This is a genomic window from Achromobacter sp. 1014246743, from assembly GCF_059760725.1.
The window spans coordinates 23,650-43,438 of record NZ_JCBANA010000061.1; the positions used below are offsets into that span (position 1 = coordinate 23,650).

Genomic DNA, 19,789 nt, shown 5'->3' on the forward strand with positions numbered 1-19,789 from the left:
CATGACCTCACGCGCGTTTCACGCCACCCGTCTCGCCTGCGCCCTCGCCGCGCTGGGCGTCTCTTTGTCCGCCCACGCCCAGTACCGCCAGGCGCGCAGCGTCTGCGTCGATGCGTCGGCCGTCAACACCAGCGCCATGGTCGAGGATCGCGACGGCCACGGCAATGCGGCCCTGGGCTGCATCCGCGCGCTGTCCGACAACCGCGCCGCCGTGCTGTTGCCGTCGGCGCTGGAAGAGATCGACCGCGTCCCCACCGACGAATCGCTGCGCCGGCACGCCTGGGGCTTTCTGGACGGCAACGGCAAGCTGGCCATCAATCCGCAATTCGAGGCGGTCGGCGACTTCCACCATGGCCTGGCCGCGGTGCGCTGGAAGGGCAAGTGGGGCTTTATCGATGCCAAGGGCAAGATGGCCGTGCCGCCGCGCTACAGCAGCGTGTCCGACTTCGTCGAAGCGGGGCTGGCGGTGGTGACGCGGGATGGCCAATACCAGTTGATCGACCGCAGCGGCAACACCGTGGGCGATGCGCTTGATGCCAGCGTGCAAAGCGTGCAACTGGGCGAGGGCAAGCCGGCGCAGGTGGCCATCACCTACCGCGAGGAATACCGCTCCAACACCGGCGAACGCCGCTACGCCACCGACGACATCCGCATCCTGTCCGGCTACGGCCCCGACCTGTTCATCGCCGCCGACGCGAACGGTCGGTATGGGCTGCTCGGCAGCGACTGGAACTGGCGCGTGAAACCGCAGTACCTGGACATCTCGCGCCGATCCAAGGACACCCTGGCGCTTGCCGAGGGTGAAAACGAGGTGGCGCTGATCGACACCGCCGGCAACGTCATCGGCCAGGGCAAGGACTATCGCCGCATCATCAAGGTGGGCGAGGCATTCTGGAGCGCGCAGCTGCCGCGCGGCGGCTATGCGCTGCTCGACGCCGCCGGCCAGCCGCTGGGCACTTTGACCGACGCCGAGGCGCAGTCGACGGTGCTGCACGGCGACACGCTGGTCTACGCCACGCGCGACACGCTCAAGGCCTATGTGCCGGGCCGCGCCGAACCCGTGACCCTGGGCACGGGCATGACGGCTGCCGAGAATGAAGGCAACTACGTGCTGTTCCGCGACCCCGCGGGCCGCGTCGCCGGGCTGCTCACGCCCAAGGGCACGTGGCTGCATGGCGACACCGCGCCGCCCTGGCTGGCCAATGTCAGCCGGCTCGCGCTGCGCCAGGGCAAGCTGTGGCTGTCCGGCGAAGACGGTGAGCTGTTCAATGCACTGGATGCCGAGGGCCGCGCGATACTGCAGCCCGAGGCCCTGGCGGCCGCGCAGGGTTCGCAACTGCGCGACATGCCGCTGGATGTGCCCGGCGGCCCACTGGGCCTGCTGGGCCAGGGCTACTGCCAGTGCGGCGACAGCAGCGCCGGCCTGCTGCTGGCCGATGGCAGCGTGGCCACCGACAAGACGTGGACCGCCGTGCTGCCGCTGGACGGCCCGCAAGACGAATACGCAGCGAAAGACGAAGCCGGCGACACGCCCACCGCCGACCAACTGCGCTACGCCGCGCAGACCGAAGACGGCATGCAGTTGCTGGATGCGCGCGGCAAGCCGATGGACCTGCCCTTGCAGCAGCACATCGGCGCTTTCCGCCATGGCTATGCGCTGATCTACGCCAAAGGCGAAGCGCGCCTGATCGACCGCGCCGGCAAGACCTACGCCCTGCCCGACTATTTCGAGGCCGAGGTCGTGGCGCCCGGCCTGGTGCGCTACCTGAAGACCGCGGCGGAAGGCGATCCGTGGGGCCTGTACGACTTCATCGCCGGCAAGGAAGTGTCGGCGCCCGCGTTCCAGTTCATAGGCGTCTTCCAAAAGGGCCAGGCCGTGGCCGCCCTGGGCGCGGACAAGGTCGGCGTGATCGACCAGCAAGGCAAGTGGGTCGTGCCGCCCAGCCATCACGGCGCCACGCGCGTCAGCGACAAGCTGTGGCTGGTGTCGCAGGCGGGCTGGAAGGGCGAGGACTACCAGCGGCCGCAAGCCGTCATCAATACCGCCGGCCGCGCGCTGACCACGTTCCAGTCCGGCATGGACGTCTCGCGCACCGACGACGGCGCCTACCTGGCCTACAGCCAGAAGCAGCGCTGGATGATCGCGCCCGACGCGTCCGATGCGCTGGACGTGCAGGACGCCAGCTACACCCCGATGGGCAGCTGGATGTCCATCCGCCGCGCCAACCGCTACGGCTACCTGGACGGCGCCGGCCGCTGGCAGATCGCCCCGGGTCCGGTCGCCGGCACGCCCTTCCAGGGCAAGCCCGCCCGCGCGCTGCTCAGCGACGATGACGGTGCGCGCCTCATCGACGAACACGGCAAGACCGTGGCCACGCTGCCTGCGGGCGAATGGAGCTGGCCGACGGGCTCGCCCTGGCTGGTACGGCGCGACCAGCAGCAGGGCCGGCACATCACCCACTATGCGGACCTGACGGGAAAGACGCGCATGACGCTGGCCGGTTTCGGCTCGGGCTTCTCGGAGGGCCGCGCGGTCATGACGCTGCCCAACGGCACCGAGCGCGCCGTCAACGACAAGGCCGTGGCCGATGGCCCGGTGTTTGAATACCTGGGCTTGCGACGCGACGGCCTGGCCCTGGCCCGCGTGGGCGGCCTGCTGGGCTATGCCGACGGCCAGGGCAAGCTGGCGATCGCGCCGGTGTACCAATACGCTACGCCGTTCTCGGGCCAACGCGCCGTGGTGTCCACGCGCGACATGTCGATGATCCTGGATCAGCAAGGCGCCATGGTGGCGCGGGTCGGCATGGAATGTGGCATCCGCACGCTGTACGGTGCGTACAACCAGCGGCTGTGGCCACTGTCGATGCCGCAACGCTGCCAGCGCTAGCGCGCAGTCGCAACGGCGCAGTCACCGGGTGCGCTGCGGCTGCCGGATGCATTGCCGTGACCGGGCGTTCCGCGCCCGGTCCACAGCGCGCGGTTACTGCGTATCCAGCGCCAGGTAGCGGCGCGTCTGCACGATCTCTTCGCGTTCCTTGAAGCTGGTCAGCCGGTCGGCCAGCGCGCGGCTGTCGCCCGTCTCGCGGATGGCGGCCAGCGTGGCCTGCATCGCGTGAATGGCTGCACGCTGCAGGTCAGACGGAATGATCGCCAGGCGATAGCCCATGGCCGCCAGGTCGGGCAGCGGCACCAGCGGCGTCTTGCCGCCGTAGAACATGTTGATGAGCTTCAGCCCGGGCAACCGCGCGGCGATGGCGCGGATCTGCTCCAGCGTTTCGGGCGCTTCGACGAACACCATGTCGGCGCCCGCCTTCACGTATTGCTCGGCGCGCGCGATGGCCGCGTCAAAGCCTTCCACCGCAATGGCATCGGTGCGCGCAATCACCAGGGTATCGGCGTCGGCCAGCGTCTGCCGCGCGATGTGCACCTTGCGGCACATTTCCCCGGCGTCCACCAGGCTCTTGTCGTCCAGGTGGCCGCAGCGCTTGGGAAATGACTGGTCTTCGATATGAAAGGCAGCCACGCCGGCGCGCTCCATGATGCGCACGGTACGTTCGACGTTGGCCGAGCCGCCGAAACCCGTATCCGCATCGGCCACCACCGGCAGGCCGCTGGCATCGACGATCTTTTCCACGCGGTCCATCACCTCGGTAAAGCTGAGCAGCCCGATGTCCGGGTAGCCGGCGGCCCGGGCAATGGCGCCGCCGCTGGCGTACACCGCATTGAAACCGGCGGCCGTCACCAGGCGGGCCGACATCCCGTCGTAGGCGCCGGGCGCCACCACGATGTCCTGCGCCAGAAGCTGGCGCAGCCGCGCGCCGGGGGTCAGAGAGGGGGCCATGTGCATTCCTTGAAAACGAAAGATCGATGCCTGCATGATCGTTCCGCTGCAATAGAATGTCCAATATATGGAAAATTGATAATCAGTACTTTTCAGGTATCGATATGGAACTGCGTCACCTGCGCTATTTCGTGGCCACGGCCGAGGCCCAGCACTTCACCCGCGCCGCCGAACAGCTGGGCATGGCGCAGCCGCCGTTGTCGCAGCAGATCCGGCAACTGGAAGAAGAAGTGGGTACCCCGCTGTTTGACCGCCGCGGGCGCGGCGTCAGCCTGAACGACGCGGGCCGCGCCTTCCTGGCATGCGCGCAGGACATCCTGCAACGCGCCCAGGCGGCCGTGCAGACGGCGCAGCGCGCCGCGCGTGGCGAGGTCGGCGAGCTGGCGCTGGGCTTTACCGAATCGGCCTCGTTTCACCCGGTCGTGACCGAACTGATCCGCCTGTATCGGCAGCAGTATCCCGACGTGGAAATGACGCTGTCGCAGGACGACAGCGAAACGCTGGTCGCGCAGCTGCGCGACGGCAGGATCGACGCGGCGTTCGTGCGCCCGCCCTTCGCGATGGACGGCGGGCTGCGCTTTCTGCAACTGACCGAAGAGCCGTTGATGGTGGCCTTGCCGCTGGGCCACGCGCTGGCGCGACGCAAGCGGCTGGCGCCCGCCGACCTGGTGCAGGAACGCTTCATCCAGTATTCGCGCAAGTCCGGCTATGGGCTCAGCGCCGACATCATGGCCGCCTGCCGGCAGCATGGGCTGAACCCGCTGCCGGGGCAGCGCGCGCCGCAGCTGTCGTCCGCGGTGAACCTGGTGGCCGCGGGCATGGGCGTGGCCATCGTGCCCGCGTCGCTGCGCCATCTGCGTCCGGACGTCGTGGTGTACCGCCCGTTTGCGCTGGATTGGCCGCGCGCGGTGCTGGGGCTGGCGGTGCGCGAAGACTCACCGCGCGGGCGCGTGGCCAATCTGCTGGCGCTGGCGCAGGGGTAGACGCCCGCACGCGGCCGACATATGCCGCGGTGGGACGACAGCCCAGGGCCGATGGGTGCGTTGCGTCAGTCTTCGTGCGACTCGTGCACCGCTATCGCGCCGCGCTTCCAGTAGCTGGCGGCACGAATGCGGCTCTTGTCGATGCCGTGCTGGGCCACCATGATTTCGCGCACGGCCTTGGCCGCCGCAGATTCCGCCGCGATCCAGGTATAGCCCTCGCCCGGCGGCAACGTCAGTTCGCGCGCGGCCTCCAGCAACAACGTGCTGTAGCCGGCGGCCGTGCCGTTGCGATGCAGCCAGCGCACATTGGCCTGGGCGCGCGTAGCCAGCGGGATTTCGTTGTCGGCGCCAGGCACCTCGATCAGCACCAGCGCCTGCGCGGTGGCGGGCAGTTCCTCCAGGCGGCGCGCGATGGCCGGCAGCGCGGTCTCGTCGCCGATCAGCACATGCCAGTCAAAGCCCGTGGGCACGACGAACGAACCCCGCGGGCCGCCGATGCCCAGCCGCTGGCCCGCCTCGGCCTGCTCGGCCCAGGTGGACGCAGGCCCATCGCCATGCAGCACGAAGTCGATATCCAGTTCCTGGCGGGCCGTATCGAAACGGCGCGGCGTGTAGTCGCGCGCGGCCGGACGCGGCACGCCTTCGGGGAACTTGATGCCGTCGGGGCCGACTTCGGGCAAAGCCGGCGGCTGGGATGGATCGGCGGGGAAAAACAGTTTCACGTGGTCGTCGAAAGACGCCGAGACGAAGTCGTGCAGGTCTTCGCCGGTAAAGGTGACGCGGGCCAACAGGCCCGCGATGCGCTCGACGCGCGCCACGGTCAGGATGCGCATCTTCAGCGAATGGCGCACGCGTTCGACAGTCAGGTCGCTACGGGTCATGGGTACTCCAATGGAATGAACGGAATCAGGCACAGTCCTTCTTGCCGGTGATTTCCTCGGTGGCGCGGCGCAGGATCGCGGCAATGCGGCGCTGTTCGGCCGGCGAGGCCTCGGTGCGTTCCAGCAGCGCATGGCGGATCGCCTGGCGGGCATGGACGAATTCGTCGATCCAGCCGGTGGCGTTCTCGTCGTCCGCGGGCGCGGCGCGCGATTCGCCGCTCCAGGCCTGGCGCATCCAGTCCATCTTGCGCGCCACGTGCTTGAGCTTGTTGAACATCACCGACAAGCGCTCGCGGTTGGCTTGCAGGTGGGCGCGGCCCGGCTCGGCCAGGTGGTAGCGCTTTTTGGTGCCTTCCTGTTCGACGGTGGCGTAGCCCAGCTCTTCCAGGTAGGTCAACGCGGGGTAGACCATGCCGGGGCTGGGTGTGTAGAAGCCGTTGGACAGTGCGCCAAGCGCCTTGATCAGCTCGTAGCCATGGCTGGGGTTCTGTTCCAGAAGGCCGAGCAGCATCAGTTGCAGGTCATCGGCAGACACCTTGCGGCTACGGCCCCAGCCGCGGCCATCGCCGCCGAAGCTGTCGTCGGCATCGCCGCCACGGCCGCCCCAGGGGCCGCCGAACCAGCCACCGCCGCCCCCGGCATGGCGACGATGACGGCCACGGCCGCCTTCGCAGAAATTGCCGTCAGGCATGTCCTGGGCGTGACGAGCGCCAGGCTGTTCGTATGGGCTGCCGGGGTAATCGTGATGCCGGCCATGGCCAGCATACGCCCCCCCGGCGTATTCGTGATGGTGACTGCCGCGTTCATGATGATGGCGGCCACCGTGGCCGCCGCGGCCGTGGCCGTCGCGGGATTCATGGCGAAGACCGCGTGAAAACGCGGCCAGGAAGTGGAAGTGGCGCATGGCATGGCCTCGCTGGGTATCTGGGATATGACTTACGATGCATCTTAAGATATATATCTTACGATACACAGCCCGACTTCCCGGCGTCAAGCGCCTTTTTCAAATCTCGCTAGCGACGCCCCTTGTCCAACACCCCGGCCGCGATACCCGCCACGATCAGCGCCATCCCCACGACCAGCGGCGTACTCAGCGGCTCGTGCAGGATGGCCGCCGAACACAGCAGCCCCACCACCGGCACGCCCAGCAAGCCGATGGACGTGACGCCGGCAGGCAACGAGCGGTTCACATTCACCGCCGCCCAGTACGCCACGGCAATGCCGAACACGCCGCCGTAGCCCAGCAGCCAGCCCAGGTCCGGGCTCCAGACCACGCGTGGCGTACCTTCGGCCGCCCACGCCACCCCCGCCAGCACCACGGACGCCAGCAGCGCCTGCCAGAACGCCAGTTCAAACGGCGGCGTGACCCAGCGATGCGCCCGCACGTAGACGATGTTGGCGGCCCAGCACAGCGCGGCCAGCAGCACCAGGCCGTTGCCGAACACGGCGTCGCCGTCGTGCCAGTCGAATGCCAGGGGATTGAAGATGACGGCCAGTCCGGCCAGGCCCAGCGCCAGGCCCGCCTGGCGGCCGCGTCCGATCGGCTCGCCCAGGAACAGCCGCGCGGCAGGAATCACCCAGAGCGGCGTGGTGTACGCCAGCACCACCGAGCGGCCCGCCGGCACGTATTGCAACCCCAGGCTGACCAGCGCGGCAAAGGCGCCCATGTGCAAGAGGCCCACGCTGAGGATCACGGCAATGTCGGCCTTGACCGGCCATGCAACCCGGCGCAACGCCAGGCCCAGCATCAGCAACGCGGCAGTGCCCACCAGGCTGCGCGCCGCCACCGCCCAGATCGGCGTCATGTATTGCAGCAGCAGTTTGCTGACGACCCAGGTGAATCCCCACGCCAATACCACGATGGCGAGCAGGGTCAGGGCATGGCGGCGGGAGAGGTTTTCGGCAGGCATGGCGCCGACTATAGGAGTGCGCCGCGCCCCCGCCGTAGACCCACGCGGCGCTTATTCTCTGGAGCCACGCGCGGGCCGCGCGGGCTTGCGCGCCAGCCACTGCGCAAAGGCGCGGGCCTGCGGTTCGTCCGGTGCGGGCGCGTACACCACCAGGCGCAGATGCCGGCTTTCGTCGACCGACAACGTCGAATGCTCGAAGGCCACGTCGCCCAGCGGGCCGATGTGCAGGCTGCGCACGCCCATGCAGTTGCCGTGCACATCGTGTTCGCGCCACCACGCCTTGAAGTCCGGCGACACCCGCTCAAGTTCGTCGACCAGCTCCGCGATGTCGGGCACGCCCGCGGCCGACGCAAAGTCGCGCCGGAAGGTCGACAACATGGCGCGCGCCTGCGCCGGCCAGTCGACGAACAACTGCCGCATGGCGGGGTCGGTGAACAGCATCCACAGCAGATTGCGCCGCCCCGGAGCCTGCGCGCCAAAACCGAACACGCGCTCGGCCGCGGCGTTCCACACCACCACGTCCCAGCGCAGGTTCAGGATGTAGGCGGGGCGCGTCGGCAGGTCGTCCATCAGCCGGCGTACCTGCGGCGGCACGGTGCACCAGGTGCGGCCGGGTTCCGCGGGCGGACGTTGATGCGCCAGGAGATACAGGTGGCGGCGTTCGGCCGCATCCAGCTTCAGCACGCGCGCCAGGTTTTCCAGGAACGTCGCCGACACGCTGATGTTGCGGCCTTGCTCGAACCAGGTGTACCAGGCCAGGCCCACGCCCGCCAGGGCCGCCACTTCTTCGCGCCGCAGGCCCGGCGTGCGGCGGCGGCCGCCGGCGGGCAGGCCCAACGCCGCAGGACTCAGGCGTTCGCGACGCAGGCGCAGGAATTCGGCCAGGTCGCTGCGCGTGCGGTCCAGGCGTGCCGCGGACGGGGGAGCCGATGCCGCCGCCGCACTGCCTGCGGCAACCGATGTGGCGCGGGAGGAGGAGACCGACGCGGCGACAGGCGCCACGTCGATCACGGGATCAGGCTTGCGGGAACGGGGCATCGGCTATTGCCTTCAGTAACAGCATAAACAGCTAAATTGTATAAGGCTGCGGACCCGCCCAGAATAGCGCCAATCGTCTTTCCCCTGGCCTATCCATGTCTTCCAGCGCCCTGCCCGCCGCCTGCCCCGCCCCCGCATCATCACCCGCCACGCCCGGCCCGCTCGGCCTGGCCGTGCTGCTGTCCGGCGGCTTCATCACCATCTTCGACCTGTTCGTCGTCAACGTCGCCATTCCCAGCATGCAGGCCACGCTGGACGCCAGCTTCGCGCAGATCAACTTCATCATCGTGGCCTACGAGCTGGCCTATGGCGTGCTGTTGATTGCCGGCAGCCGGCTGGGCGACCGGCATGGCCGGCGGCGCCTGTTCATGCTGGGCATGGCGGGCTTTGCATTGGCGTCTGCCCTGTGCGGCCTGGCCCCCAGCGCCAACGCGCTGATCGCCGCGCGCGTGCTGCAAGGCGCGGCCGCGGCGATGCTGTTTCCGCAGGTCTATGCGCTGATCCGCGTCAGCTACGACGGCCATGCGCGCCGCCGCGCCTTCGGCCTGCTCGGCATGACACTGGGGCTGGCGGCCATCGCCGGCCAGGTGCTGGGCGGGTGGATCGTGCATGCCGATCTGTTCGGGCTGGCTTGGCGCACGATCTTCCTGGTCAACGTCCCGCTAGGATTGATCGCCTGGCGGCTGGCCCGTCACATTCCCGAATCGCGCGATGCCGCGGGCGCCAGCATGGACTGGCCGGGTTCCGCGCTGGTCGGCCTGGGCCTGGGCTTGCTGCTGCTGGCGTTGGTCGAAGGCCCCGCGCGCCATTGGCCCGTGTGGACCTGGGCCGCGGGCGTCGCGTCGATCGCATTGCTGGCGTGGTTCACGCAATTGCAGCGCCGCGCCGCTGCCGCAGGCCGCACGCCGCTGGTGGACATGGCCTTGCTGACGCAACCGCGCTTTGCGGCGGGCTGCCTGCTGGTGACGCTGGTGTTTTCCACCGCCAGCGCCATGTTCCTTTGCTACGCCCTGCTCTTGCAGACCGGCCTGGGCGTGGACCCGCTGACGGCGGGCACGGTGTTCGCGCCGGCCAGCGTGGGCTTCGTGGCCGGCTCGATGGCGGCGCCGCGGCTGGTGGCGCGTTGCGGCACGCGCGCGATCCTGGTGGCCGCCGTGCTGTATGGCGGCGCGACGGCGGCGTTGATGCTGCAAGTGGGGGCGGCGGGCGGCGCACTGGCGCCCTGGTCGCTGGTGCCCGCGCTGGTGTGGCTCGGTGCGGCGCAAGGCGCGGTGAACACGCCGCTGGTGAACCTGGCGCTGGGCTTGGTCGAAGACCGCCACGCCGGCATGGCCGCCGGCGTGGTCGCGACCTTGCAGCAGGTGGGCGCAGCCTTGGGCGTATCCGCAGCAGGCATGCTGTTCAGCGGCGCGCTGGATGCGTATGCCGATGCTGCGGTCGGCGATCGCTATGCGCACGCGTTCGCCAGCGCCATGCAATTCAACGTGGCCGCCATCGCGGCATCGGTATTGCTGTTGGCGTGGCTGGGCCGCCAGCGCTGACCCCGTCGACCTACCCCGCCGACAATTCCCGTGCGCGCTGCTCGGCCTTCAAGGCCGCCTCGGTGATGGCCTGCGCCACGCCGGCCTCGCGCAGGTGCGTCAGCGCGGCGTAGGTGGTGCCGCCCTTGGATGTCACGCGGTCCTGCAACTCGGTCAGCGCCGCATCGTCGCCCGCGGCCAGTTCGGCCGCGCCGCGAAACGCCGCCACCGCCAGGCGCCGCGCATCGGCCGCGCCAAAGCCCAACTCCCTCGCCGCCTTTTCCAGCGCCGCCATGAAATAAAACACGTAGCCCGGGCCGCTACCGGTCACGGCGGTGACCGCGTCGATCATGGCTTCGGTGTCGACCCAGATGCGTTCGCCCACCGCCGCGAAGAGGCTGTCCACCTGGTCGCGCTGCGCCGTTTCGCAAGCCGCGGTGGCGTACAGGCCCGTCATGCCCAGCCCCACCTTGGCGGGCGTGTTGGGCATCGCGCGAACGATACGCGCATGGTCCCCCAGCCATTGCGACAGGGAAGCCAGATTCACGCCCGCCGCGATGCTGACCACGGTGGCGTGCGCCGGCAAGTGCGCCTGTACCTGCGCGCAGGCTTCACGCAAACCCTGGGGCTTGGTCGCCAGCACGCACAACGCCGCGTCGGCCAGTTCGGGGCCGGCGCTTTCGCGGCACGCCAGGCCACGCGCCAGCAGGCTGGCGCGGGTGGACTCGCAGGGTTCCACCACCAGGAAGTCGGCGAGCTTGCGGCCCTGCCGGAGCAGGCCGTCGATGATGGCGCTGGCCATGTTGCCGCCGCCGATGAAGACAATCTTTTCGCGCATGATGTTCCGTTCCTCAGGTCAATCGAAAATGGCGCGGCGCCGGCGCACCGCGGCGCCGTCCAGGGCGCCGATGTGGTCCCGCCCCAGCAGCCTCAATGTGTTCTCGAGCTCGGTCCGCAGAATCGCCAGCACCTCGCCCGCGCCACGCGGCCCGCGACCGGCCAATCCGTACAGCGGTGCGCGGCCCAGCAACACGGCGCGCGCGCCCAGCGCCGCCGCCTTGGCGATATCGCTGCCGCGCCGCACGCCGCCGTCCACCAGGATCTCAAGCGAATGCCCCAGTTCAGCCGCCACCTCGGGCAAGGCATCCAGCATGCAGGGGGCGCTTTCCAGCTGCCGGCCGCCATGGTTGGACAGCACGATGCCATCGACCCCGCGGGCCCGGGCGCGACGCGCGTCGGCCAGCGTCTGGATGCCCTTGATGACGATGCGCCCGTGCCATCTGCGGCGCAGCCAATCGATGTCGTCCCAGGTCAACGCCAGATCCATCTGCCGGCTCAGCGCACCGGCCTGCTCGGTGATGTCTTCGCGCGCGTTGGAACTGACGGCCAGGTTCTTCAGCTGCGGACCGCCGCCGCGCAGCATGCGCCAGCACCAGCCGGGGTGCGCAGCCAGGTCCAGCAACAGGCGGCCGGATGGGCGCAGCGGCAGCTTGAAGCCGTTGCGCTTGTCGTGGTCGCGGTTGCCGTGCACCGGCACGTCCACGGTCAGGAACAGCACGGTGTAGCCGCTGCGCCAGGCGCGGTCCATCAGGTGCTCGGCGATGCGGCGGTCGCGCTGCACGTAGAGCTGCAGCCAGAGTTCGCCCGCGCTGGCCGCGCGCACGTCTTCCAGCAGCGAGGTCGACGCGGTGGACAGCACGAACGGCAGGCCGGCCTGGTGGGCGGCGCGCGCCAGGTGCACGTCTGCGTCGGGCCAGAACAGGCCGTTCAGGCCGGTCGGCCCGACGATCGCGGGCATGGCTGCGGCGGCGCCCAGCACCGTGGTGCCCAGTTGGCAGTCGCTCACGTCCGCCAGCACCTGGGGCTGGAATTCCAGCTCGCCATAGGCGGCCGTATTGCGCCGCTGGGTGGCGCCGTCTTCGGCCCCGCCTTCCAGATAATCAAACGCCAGCCGGGGCAGCCGCTTGCGCGCCTGCGTCCGGTAATCCATCACGCTGGGCAGCATGGCTCTTCCTTGTTGGCCGGATTCCGTTTAAATTACATATCGAACGTATCGATTGTATTTCGATTATTTTAAAAACCGCCATTCGGGCCTTCCGCCCTAGGACATACCCTAAAATCAATTGATATACGATTAATCAAATCGAAAAGCGATTTAAGTAATCGTATGCTGTGTCTCAACGTGATCGGGTTTCCTTCCCCCCGATCCCCATGGGACGACAGACATGACCAGCACTGCCCTGCTCGACGCGCTTACCCAGGCCCTGGGCGCCGACGCGATCCTGCGCAACGAGGCCGACATGGCCGGCTACACCGAAGACTGGCGCGGCCGCTACAAGGGCCCGGCCCTGTGCGTGGCGCTGCCGGGGACCCCGCAGCAGGTGGCCGACATCGTGCGCTTGTGCAATGTCCACGCCACCCCGGTGCTGCCGCAAGGCGGCAACACCAGCCTGTGCGGCGGCGCCGTGCCCGATGCGGCGGGCCCGCCGCCCGTCATCGTCAACCTGGCCCGCCTGCGCAAGATCCGCCGCATCGACCCCGCCAACAACTCCATGGAAGTCGAAGCCGGCTGCGTGCTGGCCACCGTGCAGCAGGCGGCCGCCGAGGCCGGCCGCCTGTACCCCATCAGCCTGGGCGCCGAAGGTTCGTGCCAGATCGGCGGCACCATCGCCACCAATGCCGGCGGCACCGGCGTGCTGCGCTACGGCAATACGCGAGACAACATCCTGGGGCTGGAAGTGGTGCTGCCCGACGGCACGATCTGGCACGGCCTGACCGCGCTGCGCAAGAACAACACCGGCTTTGATCTGAAGCACCTGTTCATCGGCTCCGAAGGCACGTTGGGCATCGTGACCGCGGCGGTGCTCAAGCTGCACCCGCTGCCCACCCGCCACGCCGTCGCCTGGCTGGCGCCGACCGATCCGCAGGCCGCGCTGGACATCCTGGGCCTGTTCCAGCAGCAATGCGCTTCGCGCCTGTCCGGTTTCGAAATGATCGACAGCAACCAGCTGGACATCGTCATGGCGCACGTGCCGGGCCGCAAGAATCCGCTGGCGGGCGTGCATCCGTGGCACGTGCTGGTGGAACTGTCGGACACCGGCAGCGGCCCCGAACTGCAGGACGTGCTGCAGCAGATCCTGGAACAGGCCTCGGAACAAGGCCTGTTGCACGACGCCGTACTGGCCACCAACGACAGCCAGCGCGCCGCGCTCTGGGAAGTCCGCCACAGCGTGTCCGAAGGCAACAAGAAGGCCGGCGTCGGCCTGACCACCGACAGCGCCGTGCCTGTTTCTTGCGTGCCGCAGTTCATTGCCGAGGCCACCGCAGCCGTCCATCGCCTGGTGCCTGGCCTGCCCATCCTGATCGTGGCCCACCTGGGCGACGGCAACGTGCACTTCATTCCGTTCTTCACGTTCGACGCCTGGAACGCGCTGCCCGAGCGCGACGCCACGGCCGCCGCCATCCGCCGCGCCGTCAACGATGCCGCCGATGCGCTGGGCGGCACCTTCAGCGCCGAGCATGGCGTGGGCCGCACGTCGCTGGCCGAAATGGCGCACTACAAGTCGCCGGTCGAGCTGGCCATGATGCGCACGCTGAAAGCCGGCTTCGACCCCGCCGCCCTCTTCAATCCCGGCCGCTTGCTGCCCTGAAGCGCCCTTTCCGTCCGCCGTCCCCGCCCCGCTGGAGCCTTCCATGAAACGCACTACGTACAACGCCTCGCGCCGCAGCGCGCTCAAGACCGCCGCCGCCGGCGTCGCCGCCCTGGCCATGCCCATGATCTGGACGCCGTCGCGCGCGGCCTCCAAGCGCATCGTCGTGCGCGATGACGGCGGCATCTACAGCAAGGCCTATGGCGCCGTGTTCTACAAGCCGTTCACCGACGCCACCGGCATCCAGGTGGTGGGCGTGCAGGCCAACGCCGAGCCCACCGCGCAGATCCGCAGCATGGTCGACACCGGCAACTACACCTGGGACATGGCCAAGATCAGCCAGCCCGCCATCCTGATGCTGACCGAAGGCGGCAAGGTCTACCTGGAAAAGCACGGCCTGGAATCCGACCCGGTCGTGGCCACGATTCCCAAGCAATACATGTCGCCCTACGGCGTGGGCAACAACGTCTACACCACGGTGCTGGCGTACCGCACCGACGCCTTCAAGGGCCGCCGCGCCCCGGCCTCGTGGGCGGACTTCTGGGACGTCAAGAACATCCCCGGCCGCCGTGGCCTGCGCAAGCATCCGTTCGACACCATCGAAGAAGCGCTGATGGCCGACGGCGTGCCCACCGACAAGGTCTACCCCTGCGACGTCGACCGCGCCCTGGCCAGCCTGGACAAGATCAAGCCGTCGGTCGACGTGTGGTGGAACACCGGCGCGCAGGTCGAACAGATGCTGGGTTCGGGCGAGGTCGACATGATCGCCACCTGGGTCTCGCGCGCGCAATCGGCCATCGCCAACGGCGCCCCCGTGCAGATCGTGTGGGACCAGAACATCTGGGGCTGCGACAACTGGTCCATCCTGAAGGGCACGCCCAACGCCGACGCCTGCCGCGAATTCATCAAGTTCGCGTCCGACCCCAAGCGCCAGGCCGCGCTGGTCGAGTACTTCGCCGCCGGCGTCACCCAACCCGCCGCGTTTGATTTCATCAAGGCCGACGTGGCGCGCAACTGCCCCACCCATCCCGACAACATCAAGACCGGCCTGCACATCAACGCCGCGTACTGGCTGGACAAGCAGCGCGACGTGCTCGAGCGCTTCAACGGCTGGGTCCTGAAGTAAATCTCTGCATACGCCGAACACCATGTCTTCTTCCAATCTGCAAATCTCCGGCCTGGGCAAACGCTACGGCGACTTCGTCGCCCTGGCGCCCACTCACCTGGACGTCGCCCGCGGCGAATTCCTGACCCTGCTGGGCCCGTCCGGATCGGGCAAGACCACGCTGCTCAGCCTGATCGCCGGCCTGGCCCGGCCAGACGAAGGCCGCGTGCTGATCGACGGCCACGACGTCACTTACGGCGCGCCGTACGAGCGGGATATCGGCATGGTGTTCCAGAACTACGCGCTGTTCCCGCACATGACCATCCTGGAGAACATCGCGTTTCCGCTGAAGATGCGCAAGGTCCCGGCGGCCGAAGCGAAGCGCCGCGCCCAGGAAGCACTGGACATGGTGCGGCTGCCGCAGGTCGGCACGCGGCTGCCCCGCGAACTGTCTGGCGGCCAGCAGCAGCGCATCGCCCTGGCGCGCTGCATGGTCTACCGCCCCGCGATCATCCTGATGGACGAACCGCTGGGCGCGCTGGACAAGAAGCTGCGCGACCAGATGCAGCTGGAGATCAAGCGCATCCACCGCGAGCTGGGCACGACCATCGTCTACGTGACGCATGACCAGGAAGAGGCCATGACCATGTCCGACCGCATCTGCCTGATGAACGGCGGCGCGATCGAACAATTGGGCACCCCGGCCGACCTGTACTTCCGCCCGCGCACGCTGTTCGTGGCCGACTTCCTGGGCGAATCCAACCTGCTGCCGGGTGAAGTCACCGCGGTGGATGGCGACACGCTGACCGTCAAGCTGGCGCACCAGGGCGTGACCGGCCAGGTACTGTCCAACGGCGCCGCCATCAAGGTCGGCCAGAAGGTCACGCTGATGTTGCGGCCGCAGAACCTGCAAGCCGGCCCCGCCGCGGCCCCCGGCCCCAACGGCCCGGCCCTGACCGGCAAGCTGCTCGACGTGATGGTGACGGGCAGCCTGACCAAGCTGTACCTCGATTCGGGCGTGCCCGACGGCGCCCCGATCGTGGTGGCCTACCCCACCCGCCGAGAGGCCGAGCAATACGCCATCGGCCAGCCCTTGTCGGTCAGCTGGCAGGCCGCCGACGCGGTCGCCATCGCGGAGTGACGGCATGAGCCCCCTCGCCCCTCCCCGCAAGCGCATGAGCCAGGGCCGCCGCCATTTCCTGATGGCCGCACCGCTGGTGATCCTGCTGCTGGTGCTGCTGATCTATCCGGTCGGCCAGTTGCTGCTGCTCAGCTTCTACGGCGACCAGGGCTTCACGCTGGCGCAGTACCACCGGCTGTTCGAGTCGTCGGTGTACGTCAACGTGCTGCTGATCACGCTGAAGATCTCGCTGTGGACGACGTTCTTTGCGGTGGTGGCCGGCTACCCGGTCGCCTACCTGATCTCCAGCCTGTCGGCCCGGCGCAAGACCTCGCTGCTGTTCTGGGTGCTGCTGTCGTTCTGGACCAGCTTCCTGGTGCGCACCTTCGCCTGGGTCGTGCTGCTGGGCCGCAACGGCGTGGTCAACCAGCTGTTGCAGGCGCTGGGCATCCTGGATGCGCCGGCCAACCTGCTCTACAACTTCGGCAGCGTGCTGGTCGGCATGGTGCATGCGCTGATGCCGCTGGCGGTGCTGACGATGCTGTCGGTCATGGAGAACATCGACCGCAACCTGCCGCGCGCCGCATCGACCCTGGGCGCGCGCCCCGGCACGGCGTTCTGGAAGATCTACTTCCCGCTGTCGATGCCCGGCGTGGCCGCCGCGGCCATCATGGTGTTCGTCACCGCGATCGGCTTTTTCATCACGCCTGCGCTGCTGGGCGGCCGCAAGGAAACGATGATCACGCAGATCATCATCGACCAGGTCCAGCAGACCATGAACTGGGAATTCGCCGGCGCGGTGTCGGTGCTGCTGCTGGTGGTGGTGCTGGTGGTCTTCGCCCTGTACGACAAGATCCTGGGGCTGTCGACCATGACCGGCGGCAGCGCATCGCGCCCTCGTACGTCAAGCCAGCCCGGCCTGATGCGCCGCGCGGGCGAAGCGCTGCTGGACGTGCTGGCCGCGCTGTCCGACCGCCTGTTCTCGCTGCTGCCCAAGCGCCTGCGCCGCTCGGTGTCCGGCACCGGCCAGTCCCGCACACTGTGGTGGATCGTGCTGGCGGTGCTGGCCTTCCTGTCCGCCCCCGCGTTCCTGATGATCCCGCTGTCGTTCGATTCGGGTTCGGGCCTGACCTGGCCGCCCAAGGGCTTATCACTGCAATGGTACGAGCAGATGTTCACGTCGCCGGTATGGATGCAGGCGATCACGCGGTCACTGATCGTGGGCGTGGGCACGGGCCTCCTGGCCATGCTGATCGGCACGCCAGCGGCCTTCCTGCTGGTGCGCGCCGACATGCGCGGCAAGTCCGCGATGCTGGCCTTCGTGCTGTCGCCCATCGTGGTGCCGCGCATGATCATCGCGGTGGGCATGTTCTATTTCTTTGCCCGTGTCGGCCTGGTGGGCTCGACGATCGGCCTGATCCTGGCCCACACGGTGGTGGCCGTGCCGTACGTGGTGATCACGATGATGGCAGTGCTGCGCAACTACGACACGCGCCTGGACCTGGCGGCCCAAAGCCTGGGCGCCGGCCCGTGGTCGACGCTGCGATTCGTGACGTTCCCGATCCTGGGCGCGGGCCTGATGTCGTCGTTCCTGTTCGCGTTTGCAACGTCGTTCGACGAGCTGACGATTGCGCTGTTCGCTTCGGGCGGCCTGAACGCCACCCTGCCCAAGCAGTTCTGGGACGAGGTGACGCTGCAAATCTCGCCCGTGATCGCAGCGGTATCGACCTGCCTGTTCATTTTCATCGCCGCGCTGATCTGGCTCGCCGACCGGCTGCGCCGCCGCAGCCTGGCGGGCTGACACGCGGCGCCGTTTCCCTTTTATCAGGATCTATTCCATGTTGAATGCAAGCCAACTGCGCGGCGTGTTCCCCGCGATCCCCACCCCGGTCAACGCCGACGACACGATCAACGCCCCGGCCGCCCAGGCGCTGATCGCCTATCTGCTCAAGCAAGGCATCGACGGCATCGTGCCGCTGGGCGGCACGGGCGAATACGGCGCGCTGGCCCGCGCCGAACGCATCCGCATGTGCAAGCTGACGGTAGACGCCGTCGCCGGCCGCGTGCCGGTGATCCCCGGCGTACTGGACCCCGGCTTCCACGACGCACTGCAAGCCGGCCAGGAATTCGCCGACGCAGGCGCGGACGCACTGATGGTGCTGACGCCCTACTACACGACACCGACGCAAGCCGGCATCCGCGAGTATTTCCTGCGCTACGCAGACGCCTCGCCGCTGCCGATCATGATCTACGAAATTCCGTACCGCACGCGCATCGCGATTGCCCCGGAGGTATTGCACGAGCTGTCGCGCCACCCGAACATCATCGGGATGAAGGCCTGCAACACGGACATGTACCACTTCCTGCGCACGGTGGCAGGCGTAGACGATTCGTTCGCCGTCTTCAGCGGCGAAGATACGCTGCTCCCCGTCCACCTGGCCGCCGGCGCCCGCGGCGGCATCGTGGTGACGGCAAGCCTGCTGCCCAAGGCCTGGCGCCAGGTCTACGACCTGGCCGCGGCCGGCCAAACCCAAGCCGCCATGCTGCTGCACCGCCGCCTGATCCCCCTGATGAACCTGGCATTCGCGGAGACGAATCCTGGACCGATGAAGTCTGTGATGGATCTTATCGGCGTCGATTCTCCTTGTGTTTTGGATCCTTTGGTGGAGCCGGGGGCTGAGTTGCAGGAAGCGCTGCGGGTTGTGTTGAAGCCGTTGTTGGTGGAGTTTGAGGGCGTTTGAAGAATTGAGTGTTTGAAGAATTGAGTTCTTAAGCCGCGCGTGACGGTGTCGGGGTGGGGTGGGCGGGGCTACGATTGCGGTCCGGAGCCTTCGCTCCGGACTGCCCCGTCGTCATCCTCGTCCGCCTTCGGCTCCCTACGGATTCCCTCGGGCGCATCTACACGCCCCGCCCACCCCACCCCGACACCGCCACGCGCTCTTGATGCGACTTAATGGCGGACCCTGGGGCGGTCGGTGTGCTTGGCATGTTAGCCACGGTCAGAGGGGGGTGGGCGGGGTGGGACGGTGCCCGCTTCGTGCCGGCCGCGCGGGCGGCCTTACGAAGCTTACGCGGCGTCTTGCGTGCGCCGATGACGCTCTCGCGTGTAGGTAGTGATGTTGGTGCTGTCAGGATGTCGCTCTTGTGTGTGAGCGGAGCACGTGGCATCAGAAATGCTGTTGGCCTGTAGCGGCGCGGATGCCGTGGCGTTGACATCAATGTGCAGCGCCTGATGGGCGGCGCGCGAGACAGCCAGCATGCGCAAGCCAGGGGAGTGTCATAAATTTTGTGTTTGAGGCCTAACATACCGCTCAAGGAGCACCTGTATGGCCACAAAGAAGAAACTTCCCCTGCGAGAGTTGCCGTCGATCCCGGCGGACCTGGTCGATCAATTCGTTAAAGGCCCGATGACCGCCGAGGCGGTGCAGGACCTGTCGATGGCGTTCAAGAAGGCGCTGATCGAACGGGCGTTGGGTGCCGAGCTTGGGCATCATCTGGGTTACGCCCAGGGCCAGGAGCGCCCCGAGCAGGCGACCAACCAGCGCAACGGCAAGAGCCGCAAGACAGTGCTCACCGACGACGGCCCCTTGCGGGTAGACATCCCCAGGGACCGCGATGGCAGCTTTGCCCCGATCCTGATCCCCAAGCATGAACGCCGCTTTACCGGGTTCGATGACAAGATCATCGCGATGTACGCACGGGGCATGACGGTGCGCGAGATCCAGGGGTTCCTGGCCGAGC

16 protein-coding genes are annotated in these 19,789 nt (G+C 68.1%); 9 read left to right on the forward strand and 7 right to left on the reverse strand.

Annotated features, from left to right (window positions below):
• Position 1 precedes the first annotated feature (1 nt).
• Complete coding sequence (locus AC6LJ2_RS22680; protein ID WP_498152233.1) at positions 2-2,887, forward strand: WG repeat-containing protein; 2,886 nt, start codon at positions 2-4, stop codon at positions 2,885-2,887.
• Between the two features lie 93 nt (positions 2,888-2,980).
• Here the strand turns inward: AC6LJ2_RS22680 and AC6LJ2_RS22685 are convergent, their stop codons facing one another.
• Positions 2,981-3,841, reverse strand: coding sequence for an isocitrate lyase/PEP mutase family protein (locus AC6LJ2_RS22685; protein WP_263909205.1), 861 nt, complete (start codon positions 3,839-3,841; stop codon positions 2,981-2,983).
• A gap of 104 nt (positions 3,842-3,945) precedes the next feature.
• Here AC6LJ2_RS22685 and AC6LJ2_RS22690 point away from each other — a divergent pair, with 104 nt between their 5' ends.
• On the forward strand, positions 3,946-4,824 hold the full coding sequence (locus AC6LJ2_RS22690) for a LysR family transcriptional regulator (RefSeq protein ID WP_498152234.1): 879 nt from the start codon (positions 3,946-3,948) through the stop codon (positions 4,822-4,824).
• A gap of 65 nt (positions 4,825-4,889) precedes the next feature.
• Here AC6LJ2_RS22690 and AC6LJ2_RS22695 read toward each other — a convergent pair whose 3' ends face one another.
• The 4 genes from AC6LJ2_RS22695 to AC6LJ2_RS22710 form a co-directional block, all read right to left on the reverse strand.
• Positions 4,890-5,705 carry a siderophore-interacting protein gene (locus AC6LJ2_RS22695; protein WP_263909201.1) on the reverse strand — a complete coding sequence of 272 codons (816 nt, stop codon included), beginning with the start codon at positions 5,703-5,705 and terminating at the stop codon, positions 4,890-4,892.
• A gap of 25 nt (positions 5,706-5,730) precedes the next feature.
• On the reverse strand, positions 5,731-6,396 hold the full coding sequence (locus tag AC6LJ2_RS22700) for a PadR family transcriptional regulator (RefSeq protein ID WP_263909199.1): 666 nt from the start codon (positions 6,394-6,396) through the stop codon (positions 5,731-5,733).
• Between the two features lie 322 nt (positions 6,397-6,718).
• Positions 6,719-7,615 carry a DMT family transporter gene (locus AC6LJ2_RS22705; RefSeq protein WP_445657657.1) on the reverse strand — a complete coding sequence of 299 codons (897 nt, stop codon included), beginning with the start codon at positions 7,613-7,615 and terminating at the stop codon, positions 6,719-6,721.
• A 51-nt stretch (positions 7,616-7,666) separates the two neighbouring features.
• Complete coding sequence (locus AC6LJ2_RS22710; protein ID WP_498152235.1) at positions 7,667-8,653, reverse strand: helix-turn-helix transcriptional regulator; 987 nt, start codon at positions 8,651-8,653, stop codon at positions 7,667-7,669.
• A 95-nt stretch (positions 8,654-8,748) separates the two neighbouring features.
• On the opposite strand from AC6LJ2_RS22710, the gene AC6LJ2_RS22715 reads away from it, so the two are divergent.
• Positions 8,749-10,194 carry an MFS transporter gene (locus tag AC6LJ2_RS22715; RefSeq protein WP_498152236.1) on the forward strand — a complete coding sequence of 482 codons (1,446 nt, stop codon included), beginning with the start codon at positions 8,749-8,751 and terminating at the stop codon, positions 10,192-10,194.
• Positions 10,195-10,204: 10 nt separating this feature from the next.
• Here AC6LJ2_RS22715 and proC read toward each other — a convergent pair whose 3' ends face one another.
• The gene (gene proC / locus AC6LJ2_RS22720) at positions 10,205-11,011 is read right to left on the reverse strand and encodes a pyrroline-5-carboxylate reductase (RefSeq protein WP_263909193.1); all 807 of its coding nucleotides are present in this window, start codon (positions 11,009-11,011) and stop codon (positions 10,205-10,207) included.
• A gap of 18 nt (positions 11,012-11,029) precedes the next feature.
• Entirely contained in the window at positions 11,030-12,178 is a 1,149-nt protein-coding gene (locus AC6LJ2_RS22725) for an alpha-hydroxy acid oxidase (RefSeq protein WP_263909191.1), read from the reverse strand.
• Between the two features lie 220 nt (positions 12,179-12,398).
• Here AC6LJ2_RS22725 and AC6LJ2_RS22730 point away from each other — a divergent pair, with 220 nt between their 5' ends.
• The 6 genes from AC6LJ2_RS22730 to AC6LJ2_RS22755 form a co-directional block, all read left to right on the forward strand.
• Positions 12,399-13,823 carry an FAD-binding oxidoreductase gene (locus AC6LJ2_RS22730; protein ID WP_498152237.1) on the forward strand — a complete coding sequence of 475 codons (1,425 nt, stop codon included), beginning with the start codon at positions 12,399-12,401 and terminating at the stop codon, positions 13,821-13,823.
• Positions 13,824-13,866: 43 nt separating this feature from the next.
• Entirely contained in the window at positions 13,867-14,949 is a 1,083-nt protein-coding gene (locus tag AC6LJ2_RS22735) for an ABC transporter substrate-binding protein (RefSeq protein WP_263909187.1), read from the forward strand.
• Positions 14,950-14,971: 22 nt separating this feature from the next.
• A complete protein-coding gene (locus AC6LJ2_RS22740) occupies positions 14,972-16,069 on the forward strand; it encodes an ABC transporter ATP-binding protein (protein ID WP_498152238.1) in 1,098 nt (365 codons plus the stop codon).
• 4 nt (positions 16,070-16,073) lie between these two features.
• Positions 16,074-17,849: an ABC transporter permease subunit gene (locus tag AC6LJ2_RS22745; protein WP_498152239.1), complete on the forward strand. Its 1,776-nt coding sequence runs from the start codon at positions 16,074-16,076 to the stop codon at positions 17,847-17,849.
• A gap of 37 nt (positions 17,850-17,886) precedes the next feature.
• Positions 17,887-18,789, forward strand: coding sequence for a 4-hydroxy-tetrahydrodipicolinate synthase (dapA, locus tag AC6LJ2_RS22750; protein WP_498152240.1), 903 nt, complete (start codon positions 17,887-17,889; stop codon positions 18,787-18,789).
• A 585-nt stretch (positions 18,790-19,374) separates the two neighbouring features.
• A partial coding sequence (locus AC6LJ2_RS22755) for a transposase (protein ID WP_498152241.1) occupies positions 19,375-19,789 on the forward strand: 415 nt, incomplete at its 3' end.

Excerpts from the sequence above, each read along its gene's own strand:
- AC6LJ2_RS22680 (WP_498152233.1), top strand. The coding sequence starts at position 2 with ATGACCTCACGCGCGTTTCACGCCACCCGTCTCGCCTGCGCCCTCGCC.
- AC6LJ2_RS22685 (WP_263909205.1), bottom strand. The coding sequence starts at position 3,841 with ATGGCCCCCTCTCTGACCCCCGGCGCGCGGCTGCGCCAGCTTCTGGCG.
- AC6LJ2_RS22690 (WP_498152234.1), top strand. The coding sequence starts at position 3,946 with ATGGAACTGCGTCACCTGCGCTATTTCGTGGCCACGGCCGAGGCCCAG.
- AC6LJ2_RS22695 (WP_263909201.1), bottom strand. The coding sequence starts at position 5,705 with ATGACCCGTAGCGACCTGACTGTCGAACGCGTGCGCCATTCGCTGAAG.
- AC6LJ2_RS22700 (WP_263909199.1), bottom strand. The coding sequence starts at position 6,396 with ATGCCTGACGGCAATTTCTGCGAAGGCGGCCGTGGCCGTCATCGTCGC.
- AC6LJ2_RS22705 (WP_445657657.1), bottom strand. The coding sequence starts at position 7,615 with ATGCCTGCCGAAAACCTCTCCCGCCGCCATGCCCTGACCCTGCTCGCC.
- AC6LJ2_RS22710 (WP_498152235.1), bottom strand. The coding sequence starts at position 8,653 with ATGCCCCGTTCCCGCAAGCCTGATCCCGTGATCGACGTGGCGCCTGTC.
- AC6LJ2_RS22715 (WP_498152236.1), top strand. The coding sequence starts at position 8,749 with ATGTCTTCCAGCGCCCTGCCCGCCGCCTGCCCCGCCCCCGCATCATCA.
- proC (WP_263909193.1), bottom strand. The coding sequence starts at position 11,011 with ATGCGCGAAAAGATTGTCTTCATCGGCGGCGGCAACATGGCCAGCGCC.
- AC6LJ2_RS22725 (WP_263909191.1), bottom strand. The coding sequence starts at position 12,178 with ATGCTGCCCAGCGTGATGGATTACCGGACGCAGGCGCGCAAGCGGCTG.
- AC6LJ2_RS22730 (WP_498152237.1), top strand. The coding sequence starts at position 12,399 with ATGACCAGCACTGCCCTGCTCGACGCGCTTACCCAGGCCCTGGGCGCC.
- AC6LJ2_RS22735 (WP_263909187.1), top strand. The coding sequence starts at position 13,867 with ATGAAACGCACTACGTACAACGCCTCGCGCCGCAGCGCGCTCAAGACC.
- AC6LJ2_RS22740 (WP_498152238.1), top strand. The coding sequence starts at position 14,972 with ATGTCTTCTTCCAATCTGCAAATCTCCGGCCTGGGCAAACGCTACGGC.
- AC6LJ2_RS22745 (WP_498152239.1), top strand. The coding sequence starts at position 16,074 with ATGAGCCCCCTCGCCCCTCCCCGCAAGCGCATGAGCCAGGGCCGCCGC.
- dapA (WP_498152240.1), top strand. The coding sequence starts at position 17,887 with ATGTTGAATGCAAGCCAACTGCGCGGCGTGTTCCCCGCGATCCCCACC.